The sequence below is a fragment of the Azoarcus sp. Soil_N_20 genome, assembly GCF_057656155.1.
The window spans coordinates 211,088-230,147 of record NZ_JBDGKX010000008.1; the positions used below are offsets into that span (position 1 = coordinate 211,088).

Annotated in this window: 17 protein-coding genes; 10 read left to right on the forward strand and 7 right to left on the reverse strand. The window is 66.0% G+C overall.

The window, feature by feature from the left end:
* The first annotated feature begins 52 nt into the window (after positions 1–52).
* The 3 genes from AC3A35_RS17475 (at position 53) to AC3A35_RS17485 (ending at position 4,631) form a co-directional block, all read left to right on the forward strand.
* On the forward strand, positions 53–856 hold the full coding sequence (locus tag AC3A35_RS17475) for an outer membrane lipoprotein-sorting protein (protein WP_487437471.1): 804 nt from the start codon (positions 53–55) through the stop codon (positions 854–856).
* 49 nt (positions 857–905) lie between these two features.
* Positions 906–2,192 (forward strand): hypothetical protein, encoded by a 1,287-nt coding sequence (locus tag AC3A35_RS17480; RefSeq protein WP_487437472.1) that lies wholly within the window; start codon positions 906–908, stop codon positions 2,190–2,192.
* A 111-nt stretch (positions 2,193–2,303) separates the two neighbouring features.
* Positions 2,304–4,631 carry an efflux RND transporter permease subunit gene (locus tag AC3A35_RS17485; protein WP_487437473.1) on the forward strand — a complete coding sequence of 776 codons (2,328 nt, stop codon included), beginning with the start codon at positions 2,304–2,306 and terminating at the stop codon, positions 4,629–4,631.
* A gap of 28 nt (positions 4,632–4,659) precedes the next feature.
* Here AC3A35_RS17485 and AC3A35_RS17490 read toward each other — a convergent pair whose 3' ends face one another.
* From AC3A35_RS17490 to AC3A35_RS17520, 7 genes are all read right to left on the reverse strand, one after another.
* A complete protein-coding gene (locus AC3A35_RS17490; RefSeq protein ID WP_487437474.1) occupies positions 4,660–5,823 on the reverse strand; it encodes an SDR family oxidoreductase in 1,164 nt (387 codons plus the stop codon).
* Positions 5,820–7,595 (reverse strand): AMP-dependent synthetase/ligase, encoded by a 1,776-nt coding sequence (locus AC3A35_RS17495; RefSeq protein ID WP_487437475.1) that lies wholly within the window; start codon positions 7,593–7,595, stop codon positions 5,820–5,822. Before AC3A35_RS17495 ends, AC3A35_RS17490 begins: the two co-directional genes overlap by 4 nt.
* A gap of 66 nt (positions 7,596–7,661) precedes the next feature.
* Positions 7,662–8,777, reverse strand: coding sequence for a glutamate 5-kinase (gene proB, locus AC3A35_RS17500; RefSeq protein ID WP_487437476.1), 1,116 nt, complete (start codon positions 8,775–8,777; stop codon positions 7,662–7,664).
* A gap of 24 nt (positions 8,778–8,801) precedes the next feature.
* Positions 8,802–10,001, reverse strand: coding sequence for an Obg family GTPase CgtA (cgtA, locus tag AC3A35_RS17505; protein WP_487437477.1), 1,200 nt, complete (start codon positions 9,999–10,001; stop codon positions 8,802–8,804).
* Between the two features lie 142 nt (positions 10,002–10,143).
* Positions 10,144–10,422 (reverse strand): 50S ribosomal protein L27, encoded by a 279-nt coding sequence (gene rpmA / locus AC3A35_RS17510; protein WP_487437478.1) that lies wholly within the window; start codon positions 10,420–10,422, stop codon positions 10,144–10,146.
* 18 nt (positions 10,423–10,440) lie between these two features.
* Positions 10,441–10,752 (reverse strand): 50S ribosomal protein L21, encoded by a 312-nt coding sequence (gene rplU / locus AC3A35_RS17515; protein ID WP_487437479.1) that lies wholly within the window; start codon positions 10,750–10,752, stop codon positions 10,441–10,443.
* Positions 10,753–10,838: 86 nt separating this feature from the next.
* Positions 10,839–12,536: a SulP family inorganic anion transporter gene (locus AC3A35_RS17520; protein WP_487437480.1), complete on the reverse strand. Its 1,698-nt coding sequence runs from the start codon at positions 12,534–12,536 to the stop codon at positions 10,839–10,841.
* 186 nt (positions 12,537–12,722) lie between these two features.
* Between AC3A35_RS17520 and AC3A35_RS17525 the strand changes: the two genes are divergently transcribed.
* The 7 genes from AC3A35_RS17525 to AC3A35_RS17555 all read left to right on the forward strand — a co-directional run.
* Positions 12,723–13,508, forward strand: coding sequence for a FadR/GntR family transcriptional regulator (locus tag AC3A35_RS17525; protein ID WP_487437481.1), 786 nt, complete (start codon positions 12,723–12,725; stop codon positions 13,506–13,508).
* Entirely contained in the window at positions 13,505–15,013 is a 1,509-nt protein-coding gene (locus AC3A35_RS17530; RefSeq protein ID WP_487437482.1) for an FAD-linked oxidase C-terminal domain-containing protein, read from the forward strand. Before AC3A35_RS17525 ends, AC3A35_RS17530 begins: the two co-directional genes overlap by 4 nt.
* Entirely contained in the window at positions 15,013–15,144 is a 132-nt protein-coding gene (locus AC3A35_RS17535) for a hypothetical protein (RefSeq protein ID WP_487437483.1), read from the forward strand. The genes AC3A35_RS17530 and AC3A35_RS17535 overlap by 1 nt, the downstream gene beginning before the upstream one ends.
* Entirely contained in the window at positions 15,144–16,214 is a 1,071-nt protein-coding gene (gene glcE / locus AC3A35_RS17540) for a glycolate oxidase subunit GlcE (protein WP_487437493.1), read from the forward strand. Before AC3A35_RS17535 ends, glcE begins: the two co-directional genes overlap by 1 nt.
* Positions 16,215–16,216: 2 nt before the next feature.
* Positions 16,217–17,461, forward strand: coding sequence for a glycolate oxidase subunit GlcF (glcF, locus tag AC3A35_RS17545; RefSeq protein ID WP_487437484.1), 1,245 nt, complete (start codon positions 16,217–16,219; stop codon positions 17,459–17,461).
* A 151-nt stretch (positions 17,462–17,612) separates the two neighbouring features.
* Complete coding sequence (locus AC3A35_RS17550) at positions 17,613–18,419, forward strand: PP2C family protein-serine/threonine phosphatase (protein ID WP_487437485.1); 807 nt, start codon at positions 17,613–17,615, stop codon at positions 18,417–18,419.
* A gap of 240 nt (positions 18,420–18,659) precedes the next feature.
* The coding region (locus tag AC3A35_RS17555; RefSeq protein WP_487437486.1) for a Rossmann-fold NAD(P)-binding domain-containing protein at positions 18,660–19,060 on the forward strand (401 nt) is incomplete at its 3' end.

Consider the following 19,060-nt stretch of genomic DNA (forward strand, 5'->3'; position numbering starts at 1 on the left):
GCACATTGGGGGAAAAATGGCGAGGGTAGGCACACTTCGACTGCATCGGGTCATGCAGAAGGTTGCGCGAGGTGCGCTGGCGTTGATCACCGGTCTGCTGCTGGCGGCTCAGGTATGCGCCGACGAGGCAGGCTCCAGCCTCGCGCAGCGCGTGTACGACCGTCCCGACGGCAGCGATGCCACCTCGGCGGTGACCATGTCGCTGATTGAGGACGGGCGCAGCCCGCGCGTGCGCACGATGATCGTCTACCGCTTGAGCGGCGCGGACGGCGAGGTGTCCACGCTGATTCGCTTCACCGAGCCGACCGATATCGAGGGTACCGGCCTGTTGACCCTGGATGCGGCCGACGGGGCGTCGAACCAGTGGATCTATCTGCCGGCCATGCAGCGCGTGCGGCGGGTGGATTCCAATCGCAAGGGCGGGCGCTTCGTCAATTCGGACTACTATTTCGAGGATCTGCGTGACCGCAAGCCGAGCATGGACGAGCACCGCGTGGTCGGCCGCGAGACCATCGGCGAGGTGGAGTGCGAGGTGCTGGAAAGCATACCGGTCGAGGCGGGGAACTCGGTGTATCGGCGCCGGCTGAGCTGGATCGACCCGAAGAGTCTGCTGCCGATGCGGGTGGATTTCTACGAGAAGGACGTCGCCACGCCGAGCAAGCGCCTGGTGGTGGCGGCGCGCGAGCAGGTCCAGGGCATCTGGACCGTCACGGACAGCACCTTGACCGACCTGGATAGTGCTCATCAGACGCGCCTGGTGGTGAATCGCATCCTCTACGATCGCGAGCTCCCTGCGCGTCTGTTCAGTTCGAAGGCGCTCGAGGACGAGCGCGCGGAAAAGGCCTTCCGTCCATGACCGGTGGCGGGTGGCGGGGTGGAGGCACATACGGACTATGACGAAGAACATGACAGGGGGCGGAGGTATGGCGGGTGAGCGGGCAGTGTGGAACCACCGGGCGGCAGGGCTGATGGTGTGCGGCTTGCTGGTGTCGGCCGCGGTGTCGGGCGCTGACGGCGACCCGGAGCTGAAGGTGGACGCGCTGCGCGTCGAGATCGGTGGTTTCACCGATCATCCGCAAGCCTCCGGCGATGCCTTCGTGCACGGCGCAGTGAGCGTCGGCGGCGGAGAGGGCGACTGGAGCTATGCGCTTGGCGCGCGGCTCGATTCCTACTCCCAGTTCGGGAGCCGCGATTTCAACCGTACCCGGGTGGATTACACCGAAAACTATCTGCGCTGGCGTGGCGAAGACACCCGCATCACGATTGGAACGCAAAATGTGTTGTGGGCGCGGGTGGATGAAATTTCCCCGATCGACCGCATGAGCCGCGCCGACCTCTCGCGCGTCATCCTCGACAAACTGCCGGAGCGCCGCCGCGCGGTGCCGGCTGTTCGCGCCGAATACTTCGGTGAGACGTTCAAGATCGATGCGGTATGGTTGCCGGTGTTCGACGACGCCGAAATGCCGCATTCGAGGAGCGTATGGAGCCCGGTCGACACCGTGAACGGTCGCCTGCTGGGCATCGGTTCCGTTCCGGCACTGGTCGGTGCCCGGGTCAGGAGGGCCGATAACGACGGCGACAGCGGGGGCGGCGGAATTCGCCTGACGGCCGGTGGCGACGGCCTCGACTACGGTTTCAGTGTCCAGCGCGTGCGCCAGTCGCAGCCATATTACCGGGTGACGCCGGGGGTGCTGACCGCGGTGCATCCGTTCAGCACCGTGGTCGGCGGCGAGCTCGAGACCGAACGCCTCGGCGCCACCTGGCGCATGGAGCTCGCCTGGAGCAGCGCAGTGCCGCTGACCACGCGCGCCTTCCAGTACCGCACCGAACCCGGGTTCGACATGGTGGTCGGCGCCGAATTTTTCCCCGGGGACGGCGAGACCCGCGTCACGCTGCAAGTGGCCGGGCACCGGACGTTCACCGATCTGGCGGTGCTTGATCGTACTGAGATCTACAGTGTCAACGGCGAGATCGAACACCCCTTCGCGCTCGGGCGCTGGCGGGCCGACCTGCGCTTCATTGCGGGGCTGGGCGAGCACGACCTGTACCTGAACCCCAAGCTCAGCTATACGGGTATCGATCAGCATGAGATCTTCGTTGCCGCGCACCTGTTCCGCGGCTCGGCGCAAACCCTCGGAGGCTACTACGCCCGCAACGACTCGATCATGGTCGGCTGGCAGGCGAAGTTCTGATCGGGCGCTCGTGCGGAGGATGCGCGCACCTCAGTGCCGCTGCCGTCCTTGGAGCGGGGGGCTGGCCCGACCCCTGCGTCCGCCAACTGCTCGCTAGCTGAGTACGGATCGATGCTGAAAGACTGGCTCAAGGCCCTGCTGCGAAGTGTGATGCAACCGCGCTTGCTGCGCTGGCGACCGATGGTGGCGACGGTCGTCCTGGTGCATCTTGTCGGTGCGGCCTTGTTGTTGCGGCTCGATCTCAATAATGCGCCCGAGCTGTACTTCCCCAAGGACGCGCCTGCAACTGTCCTCGAGCGCGAGTTGCGCACCGAGTTTCCCAATGACGAAATCCTGATCGGCCTGTTTGCCGGTGAGGGGCTGTATGCGGCGCCGGCGCTCGCCGCGCTCGACCGTGTCAGCGAACGCATGGAGCGCCACCCGGACGTGGATCGGGTGTTTTCGGTGACCCGTGTCGATCACGTTGCCGGCAGCGCGGATGGCTTCGTCGTCGAACCCCTGATCGACGTCGATACCCTGGCCGACAGCACGGCGGAACAACGTTTCGCCCGCGTGCTCGGGGACCGGTTCATGCCGGACTGGCTCGCGTCGACCGATGGCAAGGCGCTGGCGCTGGTGGTCCGGACGCACAAGCTGAGCGAGAGTCGCCAGCGGCAGTCGGTGGAGTCGGCGTTCCACGAAGCCGTCGAGGCCGAGCAGTTACAGGACCGGCTGGTTGCCGTCGCCGGCACGGTTGCGCTGGACGCGGCCGAACTTCGGTCGATGCTGCGCGACACCCTGGTGTTTACGCCAATGGTGATGTCGCTTGGCCTGATCCTGTTGTACTGGGTGGTGGGTCGCATTGTGCCGGTGGTCATCGGTGCGGTGGCAATGAGTACTGCGGTGGTGACCTGCGTGGCGCTGATCTCGGCGATCGGTCAGCCCTACACGCTGGTCACGGCCATGGTGCCGACCCTGCTGTCCGCCTACACGGTGTCGAACCTGCTTCACTTCTATGCGGCGCTCAAGCGCACCCGCGATGCCGGCTTCCGGCGTCCGAAGCGGGTCGTGTTCGCGCTGCAGATCGTGCATACGCCAGCGATGTTCAATGTGCTGACCACCGCAGCAGGCATGATCAGTCTGGTGCTGGTGCCGATTCCGCCGATCCAGGTCTTTGGTCTGATCTCGGCGATCGGCGTGGTGGTGATCTACCTGGTGGTGTTCTACCTCGTCCCGCCATTGCTGGTGAAGTTCGATCGCGGACCGTGGCCCAAGGGCGGCAGCGGCTTTGCCTGGACCAAGCGCATTTCGTGCAGGCTGGCCACCTTCGGCATCCGCCGTGCAGGGTGGGTGGTCGGGGCGGTGCTGCTGGCCGCCGTCCTCACGGTACCGCTGTTGTTCAAGGTACAGGCGGAATCCGATCTGCTGAAGTTCTTCAACGAGTCGCATCCGCTCACCCAGGCCACCGCCCGGGTGGAGGAGGCGCTCGTGGGCGTCACCGCGCTCGAGATCGTGGTCGACGGACCGGGTCGCGATGCGTTCAAGAATGCAAAGCGGCTGCAATTGATCAAGGCGTTGCAGACCCGGGTCGAGGCGCTGCCGGCGGTCGACCGCGCAACCTCGATGATGGACATCGTCGAGGAAATGCATTGGGCGTTCAACGAGGAGGACGAAGCCTTTCGTCGCCTGCCGGACGACGACCGGCTGCTGAGCCAGCTCCTGCTGATCTACGACGGGCGCGACCTGCAGGAACTGGTGAACAACGAATACCAGCGCATGCGCATCCTGCTCAACGTCAACGTGCATGGCGCAAATGCGATCCAGCAGGTCATCGAGCAGATCGAAGGCCTGGTCGCCACCGTGGACGCACCGGAGCTGAAGTGGCAGGTTGCCGGTTATGGCCGCCTCTTTGCCGACCAGGAGGATCTGCTGGTGGTCGGTCAGTTGCACAGCTTCCTGGGTGCATTCGGCCAGATCTTCCTGATCATGTTCCTGCTGTGGCGCTCCTTCCCGTCGGCCGTGATCAGCATGTTGCCGAACCTCGCGCCCTTGTACCTGGTGTTCGCGGTGATGGGTGCGGCCGGCATCTACCTCGACATGGCCACCGTGCTGATTGCCGGGGTTGTCCTGGGAATTACCGTGGATGACACCATCCACATCTTCCACAACTATCAGGAACGGCGCAGGAAGGGCTACGGCGCGGTGTTCGCGGTCGCGCGCAGTTTCGAGGCCTCAGGGCGGGCGGTGGTGGCCACCTCCCTGCTCCTGGTGTCGCAGTTCCTGCTGCTGGGCACCTCGAGCTTTGTGCCGACCTCGCATTTCGGTCTGCTGACCGCGGGCGGTCTGCTCGCCGGTCAATTGATGGAGCTACTGCTGCTGCCGGCCTTGCTGGTGCTGTGGAGCAGGTTCGAGTCACGCGCGCGGTCATCGGTATCGACGCGTCGAAAACCGGTACGTTGAGGCGTCGGCGGGTCCGGGGTGGTGCGCTTCAGGTGCCCGAGGCTGCCTTCAGGCGGGGCTGGTCGGGCGTTCCATGGCGGGCATCGAGGTAGTGCCCGATGACGACCGGCAGATAGGCTTCGGCGTGGGGCAGTTCCAGCCCGCGTCCTTTCAGCCAGGCCAGATACGCCGTGTTGCCGAAGCCCTGCTGGTCGGCCAGGTAGTCCAGGTAGATGGGCAGGGTCGCCAAGGCCCGACGGCGATTCGGCGGCGCAAACCACGACGCAAGGCGGGGCAGTGCGGCGAACCAGCGGCGCGGCAGCGTGATGCCGGGCGGAACGGGTTGACCGTGGGCACGAAAGGCGTCACGCAGAATGGACTTCAGTCCGGTGAGACGAGGGGAATGGTCCGGCCCCGAGCACAGGTGGAAGATCCTGCCACGGGTGGCCGGATCGCGGCTTGCGGCAACGATCGCGTCGGCAACCCAGTCGACCGGGATGACATCGAGGCGGACGTCGCCGAAGTCCGGATACAGGCCGAAGGTCTTGCGTCCCGACAGGATCTCGCAGATGAAGTAGAAGATCTGAAAATGGATGATGCGGCCGCTCCCCGAGTCGCCGATCACCATGCTCGGTCGATGCAGGGTGATCGGCAGGTGCTCGGTCTCGACCGCCGCGCGCACCAGGGCTTCCGCTTCGGCCTTCGATTGTTCGTAGCTGTTGTGAAAGGCGCGCGCTTCGTCGATCCAGGTTTCCGGCAATAGCCCCGGGCACTTGCCGCCGATGCCCACAGTGCTGACAAATTCGACCTTGCGCAGCATCCCGCCTTCGGCGAGCTGTCGCGCCAGCGTGAGGATGGCCTGGGCCGAACCCACGGCCGACTGACGCGCATCGGCGAGCGGTTTGTTCATGTGCACGCTGGCGGCGCAGTGAATGATGTGGTGGGTGTCGGTGCACAGCCTGGCGTAGTGCTCGGGATCGAGACCGAAGCGAGGAAGGGCTGCATCGCCGCGAATCGCTTCGATGCGTCCCCGATCCGGCGATCCCGCATCCAGTGCCCAGAATTCGCACAGCGTATCCAGGCGTCGGGCCAGATGTTCGTCCGAATCGGCGCGTAGCAGGATCCGAACCCGCGTTTCGGGGTCGGCGAGCAGCAGCGGTACGATGGCACTGCCGACGGCGCCCGAAGCGCCGGTGAGAAAGTAGTTGTTCATGGGACCTGGATCACGACCGGATAATGCGCGCTATCGGTCGAGCGTTGTGCGGCGGCCTGGAGGTAGACGTCGTCGATGGGGGCGCGAAAGCGTTCTTCGATGGGCCGTCGGCGTACTTTGAGATTTGCGGTCAGTTCGCCGCCCGTAATGGTGAACGCCCGCGTCGACACGATGACCGCCCCGGGGCGCTGGTAGTCGGGAAACTGCATGCAGGCCGCCGCCGCGTCTGCGCCGATCTGCGCAAGCATTGCCGCTTCGCCGCCGTGGCGGGCGATCGCGCGCTGCGGGTCGACGACGAGCAATGCAACCGGGTAGGGGCGGTCGCGACCGGCGATGATGGCGTGTTCTACGTAGTCGATTTTCTTCAGTTCCGCCTCGATCGGTGTCGGCGCGATGCGGCGTCCGGTGGAGGTCTTGAACACCTCGCTCTTGCGACCCAGCAGCCATAGGTAACCGTCATCGTCGATGCGGGCGAAATCCCCGGTGTGCAGAAAGCCGTTTGCGTCCAGTGCGGCGCCGGGCTCCTCGTCGCCGAGGTAGCCGACGAAAACGCCGGGTCCCCGTACCAGCAGCTCGCCATCGTCGGTCACCCGCAGCTCGCTGTCCGCCAAGGGACGACCGACACTACCGACGCGGAACGCGTCTGGCGTGTTGATGGCGATTGGAATCACGTTTTCGCTGATGCCGTAGGCCTCCAGAACCAACCAGCCCAGACCATGAAAACGCTCCATCAACCACGGTGGAAGAGGGGCCGAGCCGCTCACCATGAACAGCAGGTCGGGGCCCATCAACGACCTTACCCGGGCGAGTACGCGGTCGGCCAAGGGGAACAGGGCGCGGTCCCGGAAATGCGGCCTGAGCCCGGCGCGGCGTGCTTCGGCGACCCGCTGGCCGATCTGCCAGGCGGCGTGCACGACGGCGCGCATCGGTCGCGGCCTGCGCCCGATCTCCGCGACGATGCCGGCGTGCAGCTTCTCGAAGAACCTCGGCACCCCGACGAACAGCGTCGGCCGGATCTCGGGAAGCAGGCGGATGATCTGGTCCGGTTTGTCGACATAGAAGGTTCGAGCCCCACAGCTCAACGCAACCAAGTTGAGGATGCGTTGAAAGAGGTTCGACAGCGGCAGCCAGCAGACCATCCTTGCCGCGCTGCCGACCGACGGAAAGCGTGCGGCAATGGCGTCGCAGGCGAGGATGATCTGGCGATGGGAGTAGGCAACACCCTTGGGAAGGCCGGTGCTGCCCGAGGTGAACACGATGGTGGCGGTGTCGTCCGGTCCCGGGGCCGGCGGGCGTTCGCCGCCTTCGGCTGCGGCATCCAGGAGCGCCGCCAATGAATGGGCCGCCGATGGCGGGGCCTCACTCGCGACGATCAGGATCTCGGCGCCTTGCCAGAGCCCCTGGATGAGGCTCAGCGCGTTTGCGTCGGCAACGATCAATGCGCGCGGGCGGGTGAGTTCCAGCACGTGCTGCAGGTTCCTGGGTGCATCGTGCGCGTCCAGTCCGACGACGACACCCGCACAGGCGAGGGTGGCGAGCTGGCAATAGTCCCAGTGCGGCGAAGTCGGCAGCATGATCGCCACCCGATCGCCGTGGCGAAGGCCCAGGCGCGCCAGCCCGCAGGCAAGGGTCGCTACACGTTGTGCAACTTCGCGCCAGGGGGTCGGCTGCCACCGACCGTTGTCGTCCGGGTACAGCCAGGCGGTGCCGTCAGGTGTTTCCCGGGCGCGGGTAGACAGGCGCTGCGGCAGGGTGAGGGTCGATATGGTCACGCCGGGAGTATAGGGGGGTGGCTACTCTTTGGATATTCGGCTGCGATTTTTTTGTCGGACGCAGGGTCAGCGCCCGACCAGATTGTCCCGGTGAATCAGCTCCGGCTCGTCGATATAGCCGAGAAGTTTCTCGATTTCGGCGGTCGGCTTGCGCGCGATACGACGGCATTCGGAGGCGCTGTAGTTGACGAGACCGCGTGCCACTTCCTCGCCGGTCGTGCTGCGGCATGCGACCGCCGCGCCACGCTTGAAATCTCCGCGCACTTCGATGACGCCCACCGGCAGCAGGCTGCGGCCCTTGGTCAGTGCGGTAACGGCGCCTTCGTCGATGATCAGGTCGCCGGCGAGCTGCAAGTGGTCTGCAAGCCACTGCTTGCGCGCCTGCAGCGGCGTGCTGCTGGCGTATAGCAGGGTTCCCACCGCGATGCCTTCCGCCAGTCGCAGCAGCGGGTCGATTTCCCGACCGCTGGCGATACAGGTGTGGGCGCCGCTGCGCGCCGCGCGCTGGGCCGCCCGGATCTTGGTAATCATGCCGCCGCGGCTGATGCCACTACCGGCGCCGCCGGCCATGGCCTCGTAGCTGCGGTCTTCGGCGCGCCCTTCGCTGATCAGGGTTGCGGCCGGATTCTTGCGCGGATCGGCGGTGTACAGGCCCTGCTGATCGGTGAGGATGATCAGCGCCTCCGCTTCGATCAGATTCGCGACCAGTGCGCCGAGGGTGTCGTTGTCGCCGAACTTGATCTCGTCGGTGACCACGGTGTCGTTCTCGTTGATGATCGGAATTACGCCGAGCTCGAGCAGGGTGGTCAGCGTAGAGCGGGCGTTCAGGTAGCGGGTGCGATCGGTGAGGTCCTCGTGGGTCAGCAGGATCTGCGCGGTGTGCAGGCCGTGACGCGAAAAGGCCTTTTCGTAGGCTTCGACCAGGCCCATCTGACCGACCGCGGCGGCGGCCTGCAGCTTGTGCATCTCGTGCGGTCGCCTGCTCCACCCCAGGCGTTGCATGCCGGCGGCGATGGCGCCCGATGAAACCAGCGCGATCTCGCGGCCCGCCTTGCGCAGGGTGGCGATCTGGCGGGCCCAGTCGTCGAGGGCAGCGTGGTCGAGGCCGGCGCCATTGTTGGTGACGAGGGCGCTGCCGACCTTGACCACCAGGCGGCGGGCGTTGCGGATCTTGTCTCTCATGGAACTGTGCTGCGCAAGTGATCGTTAGCGGGGGGCGGTGCGGTCGTCGTCCTCGGCGTCGCCGTCGATGGCATCGTCGATCTCGTCGTCTTCCTCGTCGTCGAGCGCGGCTTCCAGGGCGGCTGCAGCCGCGGCGGCGCGAGCCGCGTCGAGGGCGGCAAGTCGGGCCTGCTCCGCGGCAAGACGCTGCAGACGTTCGGCTTCGATACGATCACGTTCGCTGTCGAGGAAGTCCTGGATCGCGAAGATCAGCGGCTTGCAGCCGTCGCCCTTGAGCGCGGAGATCTCGAAGTGGCGTTCGACCGGGCCATAGGCGTCGAGAAAGGCGGCCACGCGCTCGGCGCGTTCTTCCTCCGGGATCAGGTCGAGCTTGTTGAGCGCGAGCCAGCGTGGCTTGTCGTACAGCGCTTCGTCGTACTTGCGCAGTTCTTCGACGATGGCCTTGGCGTCGCGCACGGGGTCGGTCTCGGGGTCGAAGGGGGCGAGGTCGACCAGGTGCAGCAGGACATGGGTGCGTTGCAGATGGCGCAGGAACTGGTGGCCGAGGCCGGCGCCCTCGGCCGCGCCCTCGATCAGGCCGGGGATGTCGGCGATGACGAAGCTGCGGTTCTCGGCGGTGCGGACCACGCCCAGATTGGGGGCCAGGGTGGTGAACGGGTAGTCCGCCACCTTGGGCTTGGCGGCCGACACCGCGCGGATGAAGGTGGACTTGCCCGCATTGGGCATTCCGAGGAGGCCGACGTCGGCGAGCACCTTGAGTTCGAGCGCGAGCATGTGGCGCTCGCCTTCCTGGCCCATGGTGCGCTTGCGCGGGGCGCGGTTGGTGCTCGACTTGAAGTGGATGTTGCCCAGCCCGCCGCGACCGCCGCTGGCGATCAGGATACGCTTGCCGTCTTCGTCGAGGTCGGCGATCAACTCGCCGGTTTCCTGGTCGGTGATCACCGTGCCCACCGGAAAGCGCAGCGTGATGTCGTCGCCGCCCTTGCCGTAGCAATCCCGGCTGCCGCCGTTTTCGCCGCGCTCGGCGCGGAAGCTGCGGGTGAAACGATAGTCGATCAGGGTATTGAGGTTGCGGTCGGCCACCGCGTACACGCTGCCGCCCCGGCCGCCATCGCCGCCGTTGGGGCCGCCGCGCGGGATGTATTTCTCGCGGCGGAAGGTGGCGACACCGTTGCCGCCGTCGCCGGCGATGACTTCGATACGGGCTTCGTCAAAAAACTTCATGATGCTTCCGGTGCTGGCAGGGACGCGGCAATACGGCAGGGGCCGCGGACCGGGTCACAGGATTACAGGGTGGTAAAACGGGGGCTACAAACAAAAAAGCCCTACCGCAAGGATAGGGCTTTTTGCGGCCGTGCGGCGCAGATCAGGCCTGTGCAGCCTCGGCAACCTCGGGCAGGATCGTCACGGTACGGCGACGGGCGGGGCCCTTCACCAGGAACTTGACGGTGCCGTTGGTCAGCGCGAACAGGGTGTGATCCTTGCCGATGCCGACATTGTCGCCCGGGTGGTACTCGGTGCCGCGCTGGCGAACGATGATGTTGCCGGCGAGCACGAACTGGCCACCGTAGCGCTTCACGCCGAGGCGTTTCGATTCCGAGTCGCGGCCGTTACGGGAACTGCCGCCAGCTTTTTTATGTGCCATGTCGAATTAGCTCCTGGCTCAGGCCGAAATCGCTTCGATGCGGATTTCGGTGTAGTTCTGACGATGCCCCTGATGCTTCTGATAGTGCTTGCGGCGGCGCATCTTGAAAATCTTGATTTTGTCGTGACGACCGTGGGAAACCACGGAAGCCGTGACGGAAGCTCCGGCAACCACCGGCGTGCCGATCTGGACCGACTCGCCCTCGCCGACCATGAAAACCTGGTCGATGGTGATTTGGGAACCCACGTCGGCCGGTATCTGTTCTACCTTGATCTTTTCGCCGGCGACGACGCGATACTGCTTGCCACCGGTTTTTATCACCGCGTACATGGTGTTGCTCCAGTTGATAGGTTTGCAAAGAATCGCGCAATTTATCCGGCCGTGAGCGAAAAGTCAATATTAATCAGGGCATAAAGTCATTGCGTCGCAAGGGCCGGAAGCAGGTCGTCGATGGCCTGCTGTTCGGTGCGGTAGGCGGAGCGCGCGGCAATCCGCGGCCACAGGCCATCGCGCTCCATTGCGTCGATGACCTGTTTCTTGAGTCCGCAGAACGCGATCGACTGGCCCTGGGTGGCGAAGCGGTCGATCAGTCCGGCCAGGACATGGAGGCCGGTGGCATCGATGTCGTTGATTCCCGCTCCGGATATCAGCACCGTACGCACGGCCGGCTGTGCGCGCGCCGCGCGCAGCATCGCGTCCTCGAAGGTGGCCGCGGTCACGAAGCTCAGCGGACTGTCGAAGCGCAGGATGACCAGGTGCGGATCGGGATGGGGCAGGCCGAAGCGCTCGAGATCGCGATAGGTGCCGTCCGGGTGCAGGCCGAGCATGGCCGCACGCGGGCTCATGCCACGATAGAGCATCAGCGCCAGCGACAGCAGCAGGCCGGTGAGGATACCGTTCTGGATGTTGGGGGCGAACGCCAGGGTGGCGACGAAGGTCAGGGTGGCAGCCAGACCGTCGTCACGGTTGGCACGCCAGGCACGGGCGAGCGCCCCGAAATCGAGCAGGTTGACGACCGCGAGCAGGATCACCGCGGCCAGCGTCGGCTTGGGCAGGTGCCACAGCAAGGGGGTGAAGTACAGCACGGTGAGCAACACCACCGCGGTCGTCACCAGTGCCGACAGGCCGGTACGCGCGCCGTTGGCGTGATTGAGCGCCGAACGCGAGAACGAGCCGCTGACCGGCATCGATCCGGTCAGCGACGAAGCCAGTTTGGCCAGGCCCTGACCGATCAGCTCCTGGTTCTGGTCCCACGGCTGGCGGGTTCGTCCCGAGATCAGCTTGGCGCTCGACGCCGCTTCCATGAAACTCACCAGCGCGATGACGAAGGCGGTGGGCAGCAGCGCCGCGATGGCATCCGCCTGCAACGCCGGCAGCGCCAGTTGCGGCAGTCCCGCCGGAATGGCACCGACGACCGCGCCCCCATCCTGCTCGAAACCGAGCATGGCCGACAATACGGTCGCCGCGCCGACCACGATCAGTACCCCCGGCAGTCGGGGCAGGGTGCGCCGGAGCAGGATCAGTGCGGCGAGCGCCCCGATGCCGAAGAGCGCCGACTGGACGTGAACCCCGTCGGCGCCGCCGAAGGCACGGAGCAGATCGGTGACGAGCTGGCCGCCGTGCGGCAGTACGACGCCAAGCAGAGGTGGGAGCTGCGACAGGCAGATCACCAGCGCTGCGGCGTTGATGAAGCCCATCAGCACCGGATGGGACAGCAGATTGAGCAGCCAGCCCAGGCGCAGCACGCCGAGCGCGAGCTGGATCAGGCCGGAAAGCAGGGCCAGCAGTATCGCCAGCGCGAGGAACTCCGGCGTATCCGGCTGTGCGAGGGGTAGCAGGCTGGCGCCGGTGAGCAGCGCGGTGAGGGCCACCGGGCCGGTCGACAGCTGTCCGCACGAACCGAACATGGCGCCGACCAGTGCCGGCAGCAGGGCCGCATAGAGCCCTATGTAGGGAGGCAGGGATCCGAGCTGCGCATAGGCCAGCGACTGCGGGATCAGTACCAGCGCCACCGTGATGCCGGCAATCAGGTCGCCGCGGATGCCGTGCTTCGCCCACTCGCGCGGCCAGGCCAGGAAGGGCAGCAGGCGCTCGGCGGCGGACGGTGTGGTCATCGGGAGGTTACCGCAGGTGTGTGAGTCCCGAATCTTAACAAAGGCTGGCGGGCCGGGTTCGCGGGTAGCGGTGGCCGACCGAGCGTCCCGACGCGAACCACGGCGTTATCACGCGGGCCACGGTATGGGGGACGTCGAGGGAAAACCCCAGTGGCGAGGAAAGCTGTGTGGGTTAGAATTCAGCACTTGTCAGACAAGCTGATGACCATGCTCGCTTCCATACTCGACCGACCACTTCGCCTCAGTGACCGCGTATCCAGCCAGATCGAGGCGTGGATACGTGAGCGCGGGGTCGCGCCCGGCACGCAGCTCCCTACCGAAAAGGTGTTGTGTGAGCGCTTCGGGGTGAGCCGTGCCGTGGTGCGCGAGGCGATTTCGCGTCTCAAGGCCGAGGGCTGCGTCGAGACCCGGCAGGGGCTCGGTGCGTTCGTGGCCGCGGCCCCGGGCGAGGGCAGTTTCAAGCTGGTGCGCGGAGCGGAACGGGACGGGAATGATGTAGCGGATATTTTCGAGCTGCGCTGCATGGTCGAGAGCGGCGCCGCCGAGCTTGCCGCCTTGCGTCGCACCGATGAGAGTCTGGTGCGGATCGGCCATGCACTGGAACAGATGGAGCAGGCGCTGGCGACCGGATGTGGCGGCGCGGTGACCGACGACGCGTTTCATCTGGCGATTGCTGCGGCGTCCGGCAATCGCCAGCTCGAGCGTTTTCTCGCCTACATGGGACGGCAGTTTTCGGATTCGCGGCTGCCGACCTGGGATGAAGACGGGCACCGCGCCGGACGCGCCGCCGAGGCGCAGGCAGAACATCGGCGAATTTTTGCGGCGATCCGTCGTGGCGACGCAGTTGAAGCGGGGCTGGCGGCGCGGAACCATCTGACGGCAGCGGCGCGTCGTCTGGGTGTCACGCTGCGTGGGGCGGAGCGCAATATGGACGCGGCCGATGGGGCCGGAACGCATGGAGAAGCAGCATGACCCTGATTGAGGAAGCCGTTCCCGGCGAAAGCGATGCGGATTTTTCCACGGTGGACAAGGCACGCGTGATCGAGGCGCTCGCCCGTGTCCTGCCGGCCGGGGCGCTGATGTTCGAAACCGAGGATCTGCGGCCCTATGAGTGCGACGGCCTGGCGGCCTACCGCGCGTTGCCGCTGGTGGTGGCGCTGCCGTCGACCGAGGAGCAGGTCGTGGCGGTGCTCAAGGCCTGTTCCGCGCTGGGGGTGCCGGTGGTCGCGCGCGGTGCCGGCACCGGGCTGTCCGGCGGCGCGCTGCCGCACACCCGGGGCGTGCTGCTGTCGCTGGCGCGCTTCAACCGCATCCTGCATCTCGATCCGCATGCCCGGACCGCGGTGGTGCAGCCCGGAGTGCGCAACCTGTCGATCTCCGAAGCCGCGGCAGCCCACGGCCTCTACTACGCGCCCGACCCCTCGTCGCAGATCGCCTGCACCATAGGCGGCAACGTCGCGGAGAACTCGGGGGGCGTGCACTGCCTCAAGTACGGCCTCACCGTGCATAACCTGTTGCGGGTGCGCGGGGTCACGATCGAGGGCGAACTGGTCGAGTTCGGCAATCATGCGCTCGATGCCCCCGGCTACGACTTGCTCGCGCTGATGACCGGCTCCGAAGGCATGCTCGCCGTGATCACCGAAGCCACCGTGAAGCTGACGCCCAAGCCCCAGCTTGCCCAGTGCGTGCTTGCGGCATTCGACGACGTCATCCGCGCCGGCGATGCGGTGGCCGCGATCATTGCTGCAGGCATCATTCCGGCCGGGCTCGAAATGATGGACCAGCCGGCAACGGCCGCGGTCGAGGAGTTCGTGCATGCGGGCTATCCGCTCGATGCGAAAGCCATTCTGTTGTGCGAATCCGACGGTACGCCGGAAGAAGTGGCCGAGGAGATCGCCCGCGTCCGTAGCGTGCTCGAGGAGAGCGGTGCGACCGAGGTCCGGGTGTCGCGCGACGAGGCCGAGCGGATGAAGTTCTGGGCCGGGCGCAAGGCCGCCTTTCCCGCTGCCGGTCGGATCTCGCCCGACTACTACTGCATGGACGGGACCATTCCGCGCAAGCGCCTGGGCGAGATGCTGATCGCGATTCAGCATATGGAAGGAAAGTACGCACTGCGCTGCATCAACGTGTTCCATGCCGGCGACGGCAATCTGCATCCACTGATCCTGTTCGATGCCAACCAGCCCGGAGAACTGGAGCGGGCCGAGGAGTTCGGTGCCGAGATCCTCGAGCTGTCGGTTGCACTCGGCGGCACGATCACCGGTGAGCATGGCGTGGGAATCGAGAAGATCAATCAGATGTGCAGCCAGTTCTCCCGGCCCGAGCTGACGATGTTCTTCCGCGTCAAGGGTGCCTTCGACCCGGCCGGCCTGCTCAATCCCGGCAAGGCCATTCCGACCCTGAACCGCTGTGCCGAGTACGGGCGCATGAGAGTGAAGGACGGCCACGTGCCCTATCCCGAGTTGCCGCGCTTCTGATGGAACGCGGCTGGATCCAGTTCCTGCTGGTGGCGGTGCCGGTGTTGTCGCTGGTCGGCGCGTGGCTGACGTTGCGCGGGGCGGGCCGGCGGTGGTCGGACAAAGAAACCAAAGACAAGGTGGATGAATGATGAATGAACCGGTATCGGCCTGGGCCGGACAGATTCGTGAGGCGGCGGCGAGCGGGACGGCGCTGTGTATCGAAGGGGGCGGGAGCAAGCGCTTCTACGGGCGTGAGCCGCAGGGCGAGGTCCTCAATGTTGGCGCCCACGCGGGCGTCGTCAGCTATGAGCCGACCGAGCTGGTGGTCACGGTGCGTGGCGGGACCCCGCTCGCCGAGCTCGAATCGGTGCTGGCGGCGCAAAACCAGTTCCTCGCCTTCGAGCCTCCGCGTTTCGGCCGCACGGCGACGGTGGCCGGTTGCGTCGCGGCCGGCCTGTCCGGTCCGCGACGGGCCACGGCCGGTGCGGTACGCGACTTCATGCTCGGGGTGAAGATCATCGACGGCCGCGGCGAGGTCTTGTCCTTTGGCGGGCAGGTCATGAAAAACGTCGCCGGTTACGACGTGTCGCGCCTGATTGCAGGCAGCCTCGGCACGCTCGGCGTGATCCTCGAAGTGTCGCTCAAGGTCCTGCCGCGTCCGGTGGCGGAGGCGACACTGCGTTTTGCGATGGCTGAAGCGGATGCCATCGGCCGGGTCAACGACTGGGGCGGGCAACCATTGCCGGTGTCGGCTTCGGCGTGGGCGGATGGGGTGTTGACACTGCGGCTGTCGGGGGCCGAGGCGGCCGTGCAGGCCGCGTGCGCGCGACTCGGTGGGGAGCGGGTCGATGCCGTGGTGGCGGCCGCGTTCTGGGACGGGTTGCGTGAGCAGCAGGCAGATTTTTTTGTCGCCGTGACGGAAATGCCGCTGTGGCGTTTGTCGCTGCCCAGTTCGGCGGTGCCGCTGAAGCTGGGCGGCGCCCAATTGATCGAATGGGGCGGTGCCCAGCGCTGGCTGCGAAGTGACGCCGGTGCGGAGCGGATCCGCGAACGGACGGCCGCGCTGGGCGGTCATGCCACGCTGTTCCGCGGTGGCGAGCGCACGGCCGAGGTGTTCACGCCACTGCCCGCGCCGCTGCTGACCATTCACCGCCGCCTCAAGGCTGCCTTCGACCCGGCGGGCATTCTCAATCCCGGCCGGCTTTACCAAGGACTCTGAGCATGCAGACCCAGCTTGCCGATTTCATCCGTGATACCCCGGAAGGCCGCGAGGCCGACGACATCCTGCGCAAATGCGTGCACTGCGGCTTCTGTACCGCGACCTGTCCGACCTACCAGCTGCTCGGGGACGAACTCGATGGTCCCCGCGGCCGGATCTACCTCATCAAGCAGGTGCTGGAGGGGCACGAGCCGACCGAGAAGACCCGGCTCCATCTCGACCGCTGCCTGACCTGCCGGTCGTGTGAATCGACCTGTCCGTCCGGCGTCCAGTATGGCCGCCTGGTCGATATCGGCCGTCATGTGGTCGAGGCCAAGGTTCCGCGGAGCGGTGGCGATCGTGCGGTGAGATGGGCCTTGCGCGAGTTCGTGCCGCGGGCCGGGCTGTTCGGTGCGGCGATGAAGGTCGGGCGCATGGTCCGTGGCCTGCTGCCCGACACGCTCAAGGACAAGGTGCCGCTCGCCCGCCCGTCCGGGCCGTGGCCGAATGTCCGCCACCGACGGCGCATGCTCGCGCTCGCCGGCTGCGTGCAACCGTCGATGGCGCCTTCGATCAACGCGGCGGCGGCGCGTGTGCTCGATACGCTCGGCATCTCGCTGGTGGAGGCCCCGGGGGCCGGGTGTTGCGGCGCCGTCCGTCATCACCTCAATGACCACGAGGGCGGCAAGGTCGACATGCGGCGCAACATCGATGCCTGGTGGCCGGCGATCGAACGTGGCGAGATCGAGGCCATCGTGATGACCGCGTCCGGCTGCGGAGCGCAGGTCAAGGATTACGCGCACATCCTGCGCAATGATCCGCTGTATGCGACCAAGGCGTTGCGGGTGAGCGAACTCACCCGCGACATCAGCGAGGTGGTGGCCGCCGAATTCGATGCCCTGTCGACGCTGCTCAAGGGCAGGTCGATCGAACGCATGGCACTGGCCTGGCATGCACCCTGCACGCTGCAGCACGGCCTCAAGTTGCGTGGCGGGGTCGAGGGGCTGCTCGATGCAGCCGGCTTCGATCTGACGCCGGTGCGCGACGCGCATCTGTGTTGCGGCTCGGCGGGGACCTATTCGCTGTTGCAGCCGGCGCTTTCCCACACCCTGCGCGAGAACAAGCTGGCCGCATTGAGCGAAGGCGGCGCCGCGCTGATTGCGTCGGCCAATATCGGCTGCATCACGCATCTGCAGGCCGGTACCGCCACATCCGTGCGGCACTGGATCGAGCTGATCGACTCCCGGCTGAACGGATTCTCGCTTTGAACCGGAGTATGCTGATGTGATGTGATGTTGCGGGGCGCCGGCGTGACATTATTCACGCCGGTGCCCCGCAATGGCATTCTGATCAAGCGCCGACCCCCCGATCCGGGTAGCGGTTGCTATCATTGCGCACTTCACCGAATACTCCGTCCATATGCCCATTACCGTCGAGACCTGTGTAGCCCGCCACCTCGGCGACCGCAAAGAGCAGCAGGATCGGGTTGCCCTGTTCGGCCATCCGACCCGGACCGGCATGATGCTCGCGGTGCTTGCCGATGGCATGGGCGGTCATAGCGGCGGGGCAATGGCGGCTGAGCAGGTGTTGCTCAAGGCGAAGCAGAATTTCGACGCTTTCGCGCCGATGCATGAGAGTCCGTTGCATCTGCTAGAGAGCGTGATCAACGAAGCCCACGTGGTGATCCGGCTGACCCGCTTCACCAGCGAGCAGGATCCGCACAGTACCGCCGTGGTGTTCCTGCTCCATCAGGGGCGAGCGTACTGGGTTCATTGCGGCGACTCCCGCGTCTATCACTTTCGCGGTGCCGAAGTGGTGGGGCGCAGCGAGGATCATTCGCTGGTCGGCGAACTCCTGCGCAAGGGATTGATCGACGAGGCTGGTGCCCGCAACCATCCGCAGCGCAACGTGCTGTTGTCGTGCCTGGGAAGCGACCGTGAGCCGCGCGTCGATTATGCGCACTCCGACGAGCTGGTCGGCGGGGAGAGTTTCCTGCTGTGCTCCGACGGCCTGTGGGCGTACTTTTCGGATGCCGAACTGGCAGGCACCATCCATGCGCTCCCCGCGCGCGAGGCCGCCCAGTCGCTGATCGACCGGGCGCGAGAGCGCTCCGGTGGTGTCGGAGACAATATTTCGCTGGCGATCATCAAGTTGGTCGATGCCCCCGCGAGCGGCACCCGCAGCAACCGAGGCCGGGGCCTCCTCGCCTGGTCCGATCGAACGTAATGATTCTGCCGCCTCTCGTGGCAGGTCGACCCGCATTCGCGGCGTCTGTTCACGCTGTCCCTATCGGTCACCGATAGAAGACTGTCCTACTTATTCCGGTTCCGAGTTGCACCGTGGCTGATTATCGGTAATATCCGAGTGGCGCCGGTAACGCACCTAAACGGTGTGGGGCAGGGAGAAACTACAACAATTGCAGGGCCGACGCGTTTTTTCATTTTCAATCCCAAAGGGAGGGTCCCCATGCCTCTGTTGATCGGAGTGCCAGCGGAGGCCATGCCCGGCGAGCGACGTTTGTCGGTCGTGCCGGACGTGGTCAAGAAGTATCAGGGCCTTGGTGCCCAGGTGGTGATGCAGACGGGGGCGGGCGGTCCGGCGCACTACCGTGACGACGCATTTGCCGAGGTGAGGCTGGGCGCGGACGCGGCTGCGATCTTCGGTGAAGCCGAGCTTGTGCTGTGCGTGCAGCCGCCGTCGTTGGAGCTGCTCGCGGCGATGAAACCGGGCAGCGTGCTGCTCGGCATGTTGCAGCCGTGGGCCGATGCGGAGCGGGTGAAGCTGCTGCAGCAGAAGCAGATCACCGCGTTCGCGCTCGAACTCTTGCCGCGCATCTCGCGCTCGCAAAGCATGGACGCACTGTCCTC

Bases quoted from the DNA above. Each gene is read 5' to 3' on its own strand.
- AC3A35_RS17520 (WP_487437480.1), bottom strand. From the start codon at position 12,536: ATGACCACACCGTCCGCCGCCGAGCGCCTGCTGCCCTTCCTGGCCTGG.
- cgtA (WP_487437477.1), bottom strand. From the start codon at position 10,001: ATGAAGTTTTTTGACGAAGCCCGTATCGAAGTCATCGCCGGCGACGGC.
- AC3A35_RS17535 (WP_487437483.1), top strand. From the start codon at position 15,013: ATGGAACGCGGCTGGATCCAGTTCCTGCTGGTGGCGGTGCCGGTGTTG.
- AC3A35_RS17490 (WP_487437474.1), bottom strand. From the start codon at position 5,823: ATGAACAACTACTTTCTCACCGGCGCTTCGGGCGCCGTCGGCAGTGCC.
- AC3A35_RS17480 (WP_487437472.1), top strand. From the start codon at position 906: ATGACAGGGGGCGGAGGTATGGCGGGTGAGCGGGCAGTGTGGAACCAC.
- AC3A35_RS17485 (WP_487437473.1), top strand. From the start codon at position 2,304: ATGCTGAAAGACTGGCTCAAGGCCCTGCTGCGAAGTGTGATGCAACCG.
- AC3A35_RS17550 (WP_487437485.1), top strand. From the start codon at position 17,613: ATGCCCATTACCGTCGAGACCTGTGTAGCCCGCCACCTCGGCGACCGC.
- rplU (WP_487437479.1), bottom strand. From the start codon at position 10,752: ATGTACGCGGTGATAAAAACCGGTGGCAAGCAGTATCGCGTCGTCGCC.
- proB (WP_487437476.1), bottom strand. From the start codon at position 8,777: ATGAGAGACAAGATCCGCAACGCCCGCCGCCTGGTGGTCAAGGTCGGC.
- AC3A35_RS17530 (WP_487437482.1), top strand. From the start codon at position 13,505: ATGACCCTGATTGAGGAAGCCGTTCCCGGCGAAAGCGATGCGGATTTT.
- glcF (WP_487437484.1), top strand. From the start codon at position 16,217: ATGCAGACCCAGCTTGCCGATTTCATCCGTGATACCCCGGAAGGCCGC.
- rpmA (WP_487437478.1), bottom strand. From the start codon at position 10,422: ATGGCACATAAAAAAGCTGGCGGCAGTTCCCGTAACGGCCGCGACTCG.
- glcE (WP_487437493.1), top strand. From the start codon at position 15,144: ATGAATGAACCGGTATCGGCCTGGGCCGGACAGATTCGTGAGGCGGCG.
- AC3A35_RS17475 (WP_487437471.1), top strand. From the start codon at position 53: ATGCAGAAGGTTGCGCGAGGTGCGCTGGCGTTGATCACCGGTCTGCTG.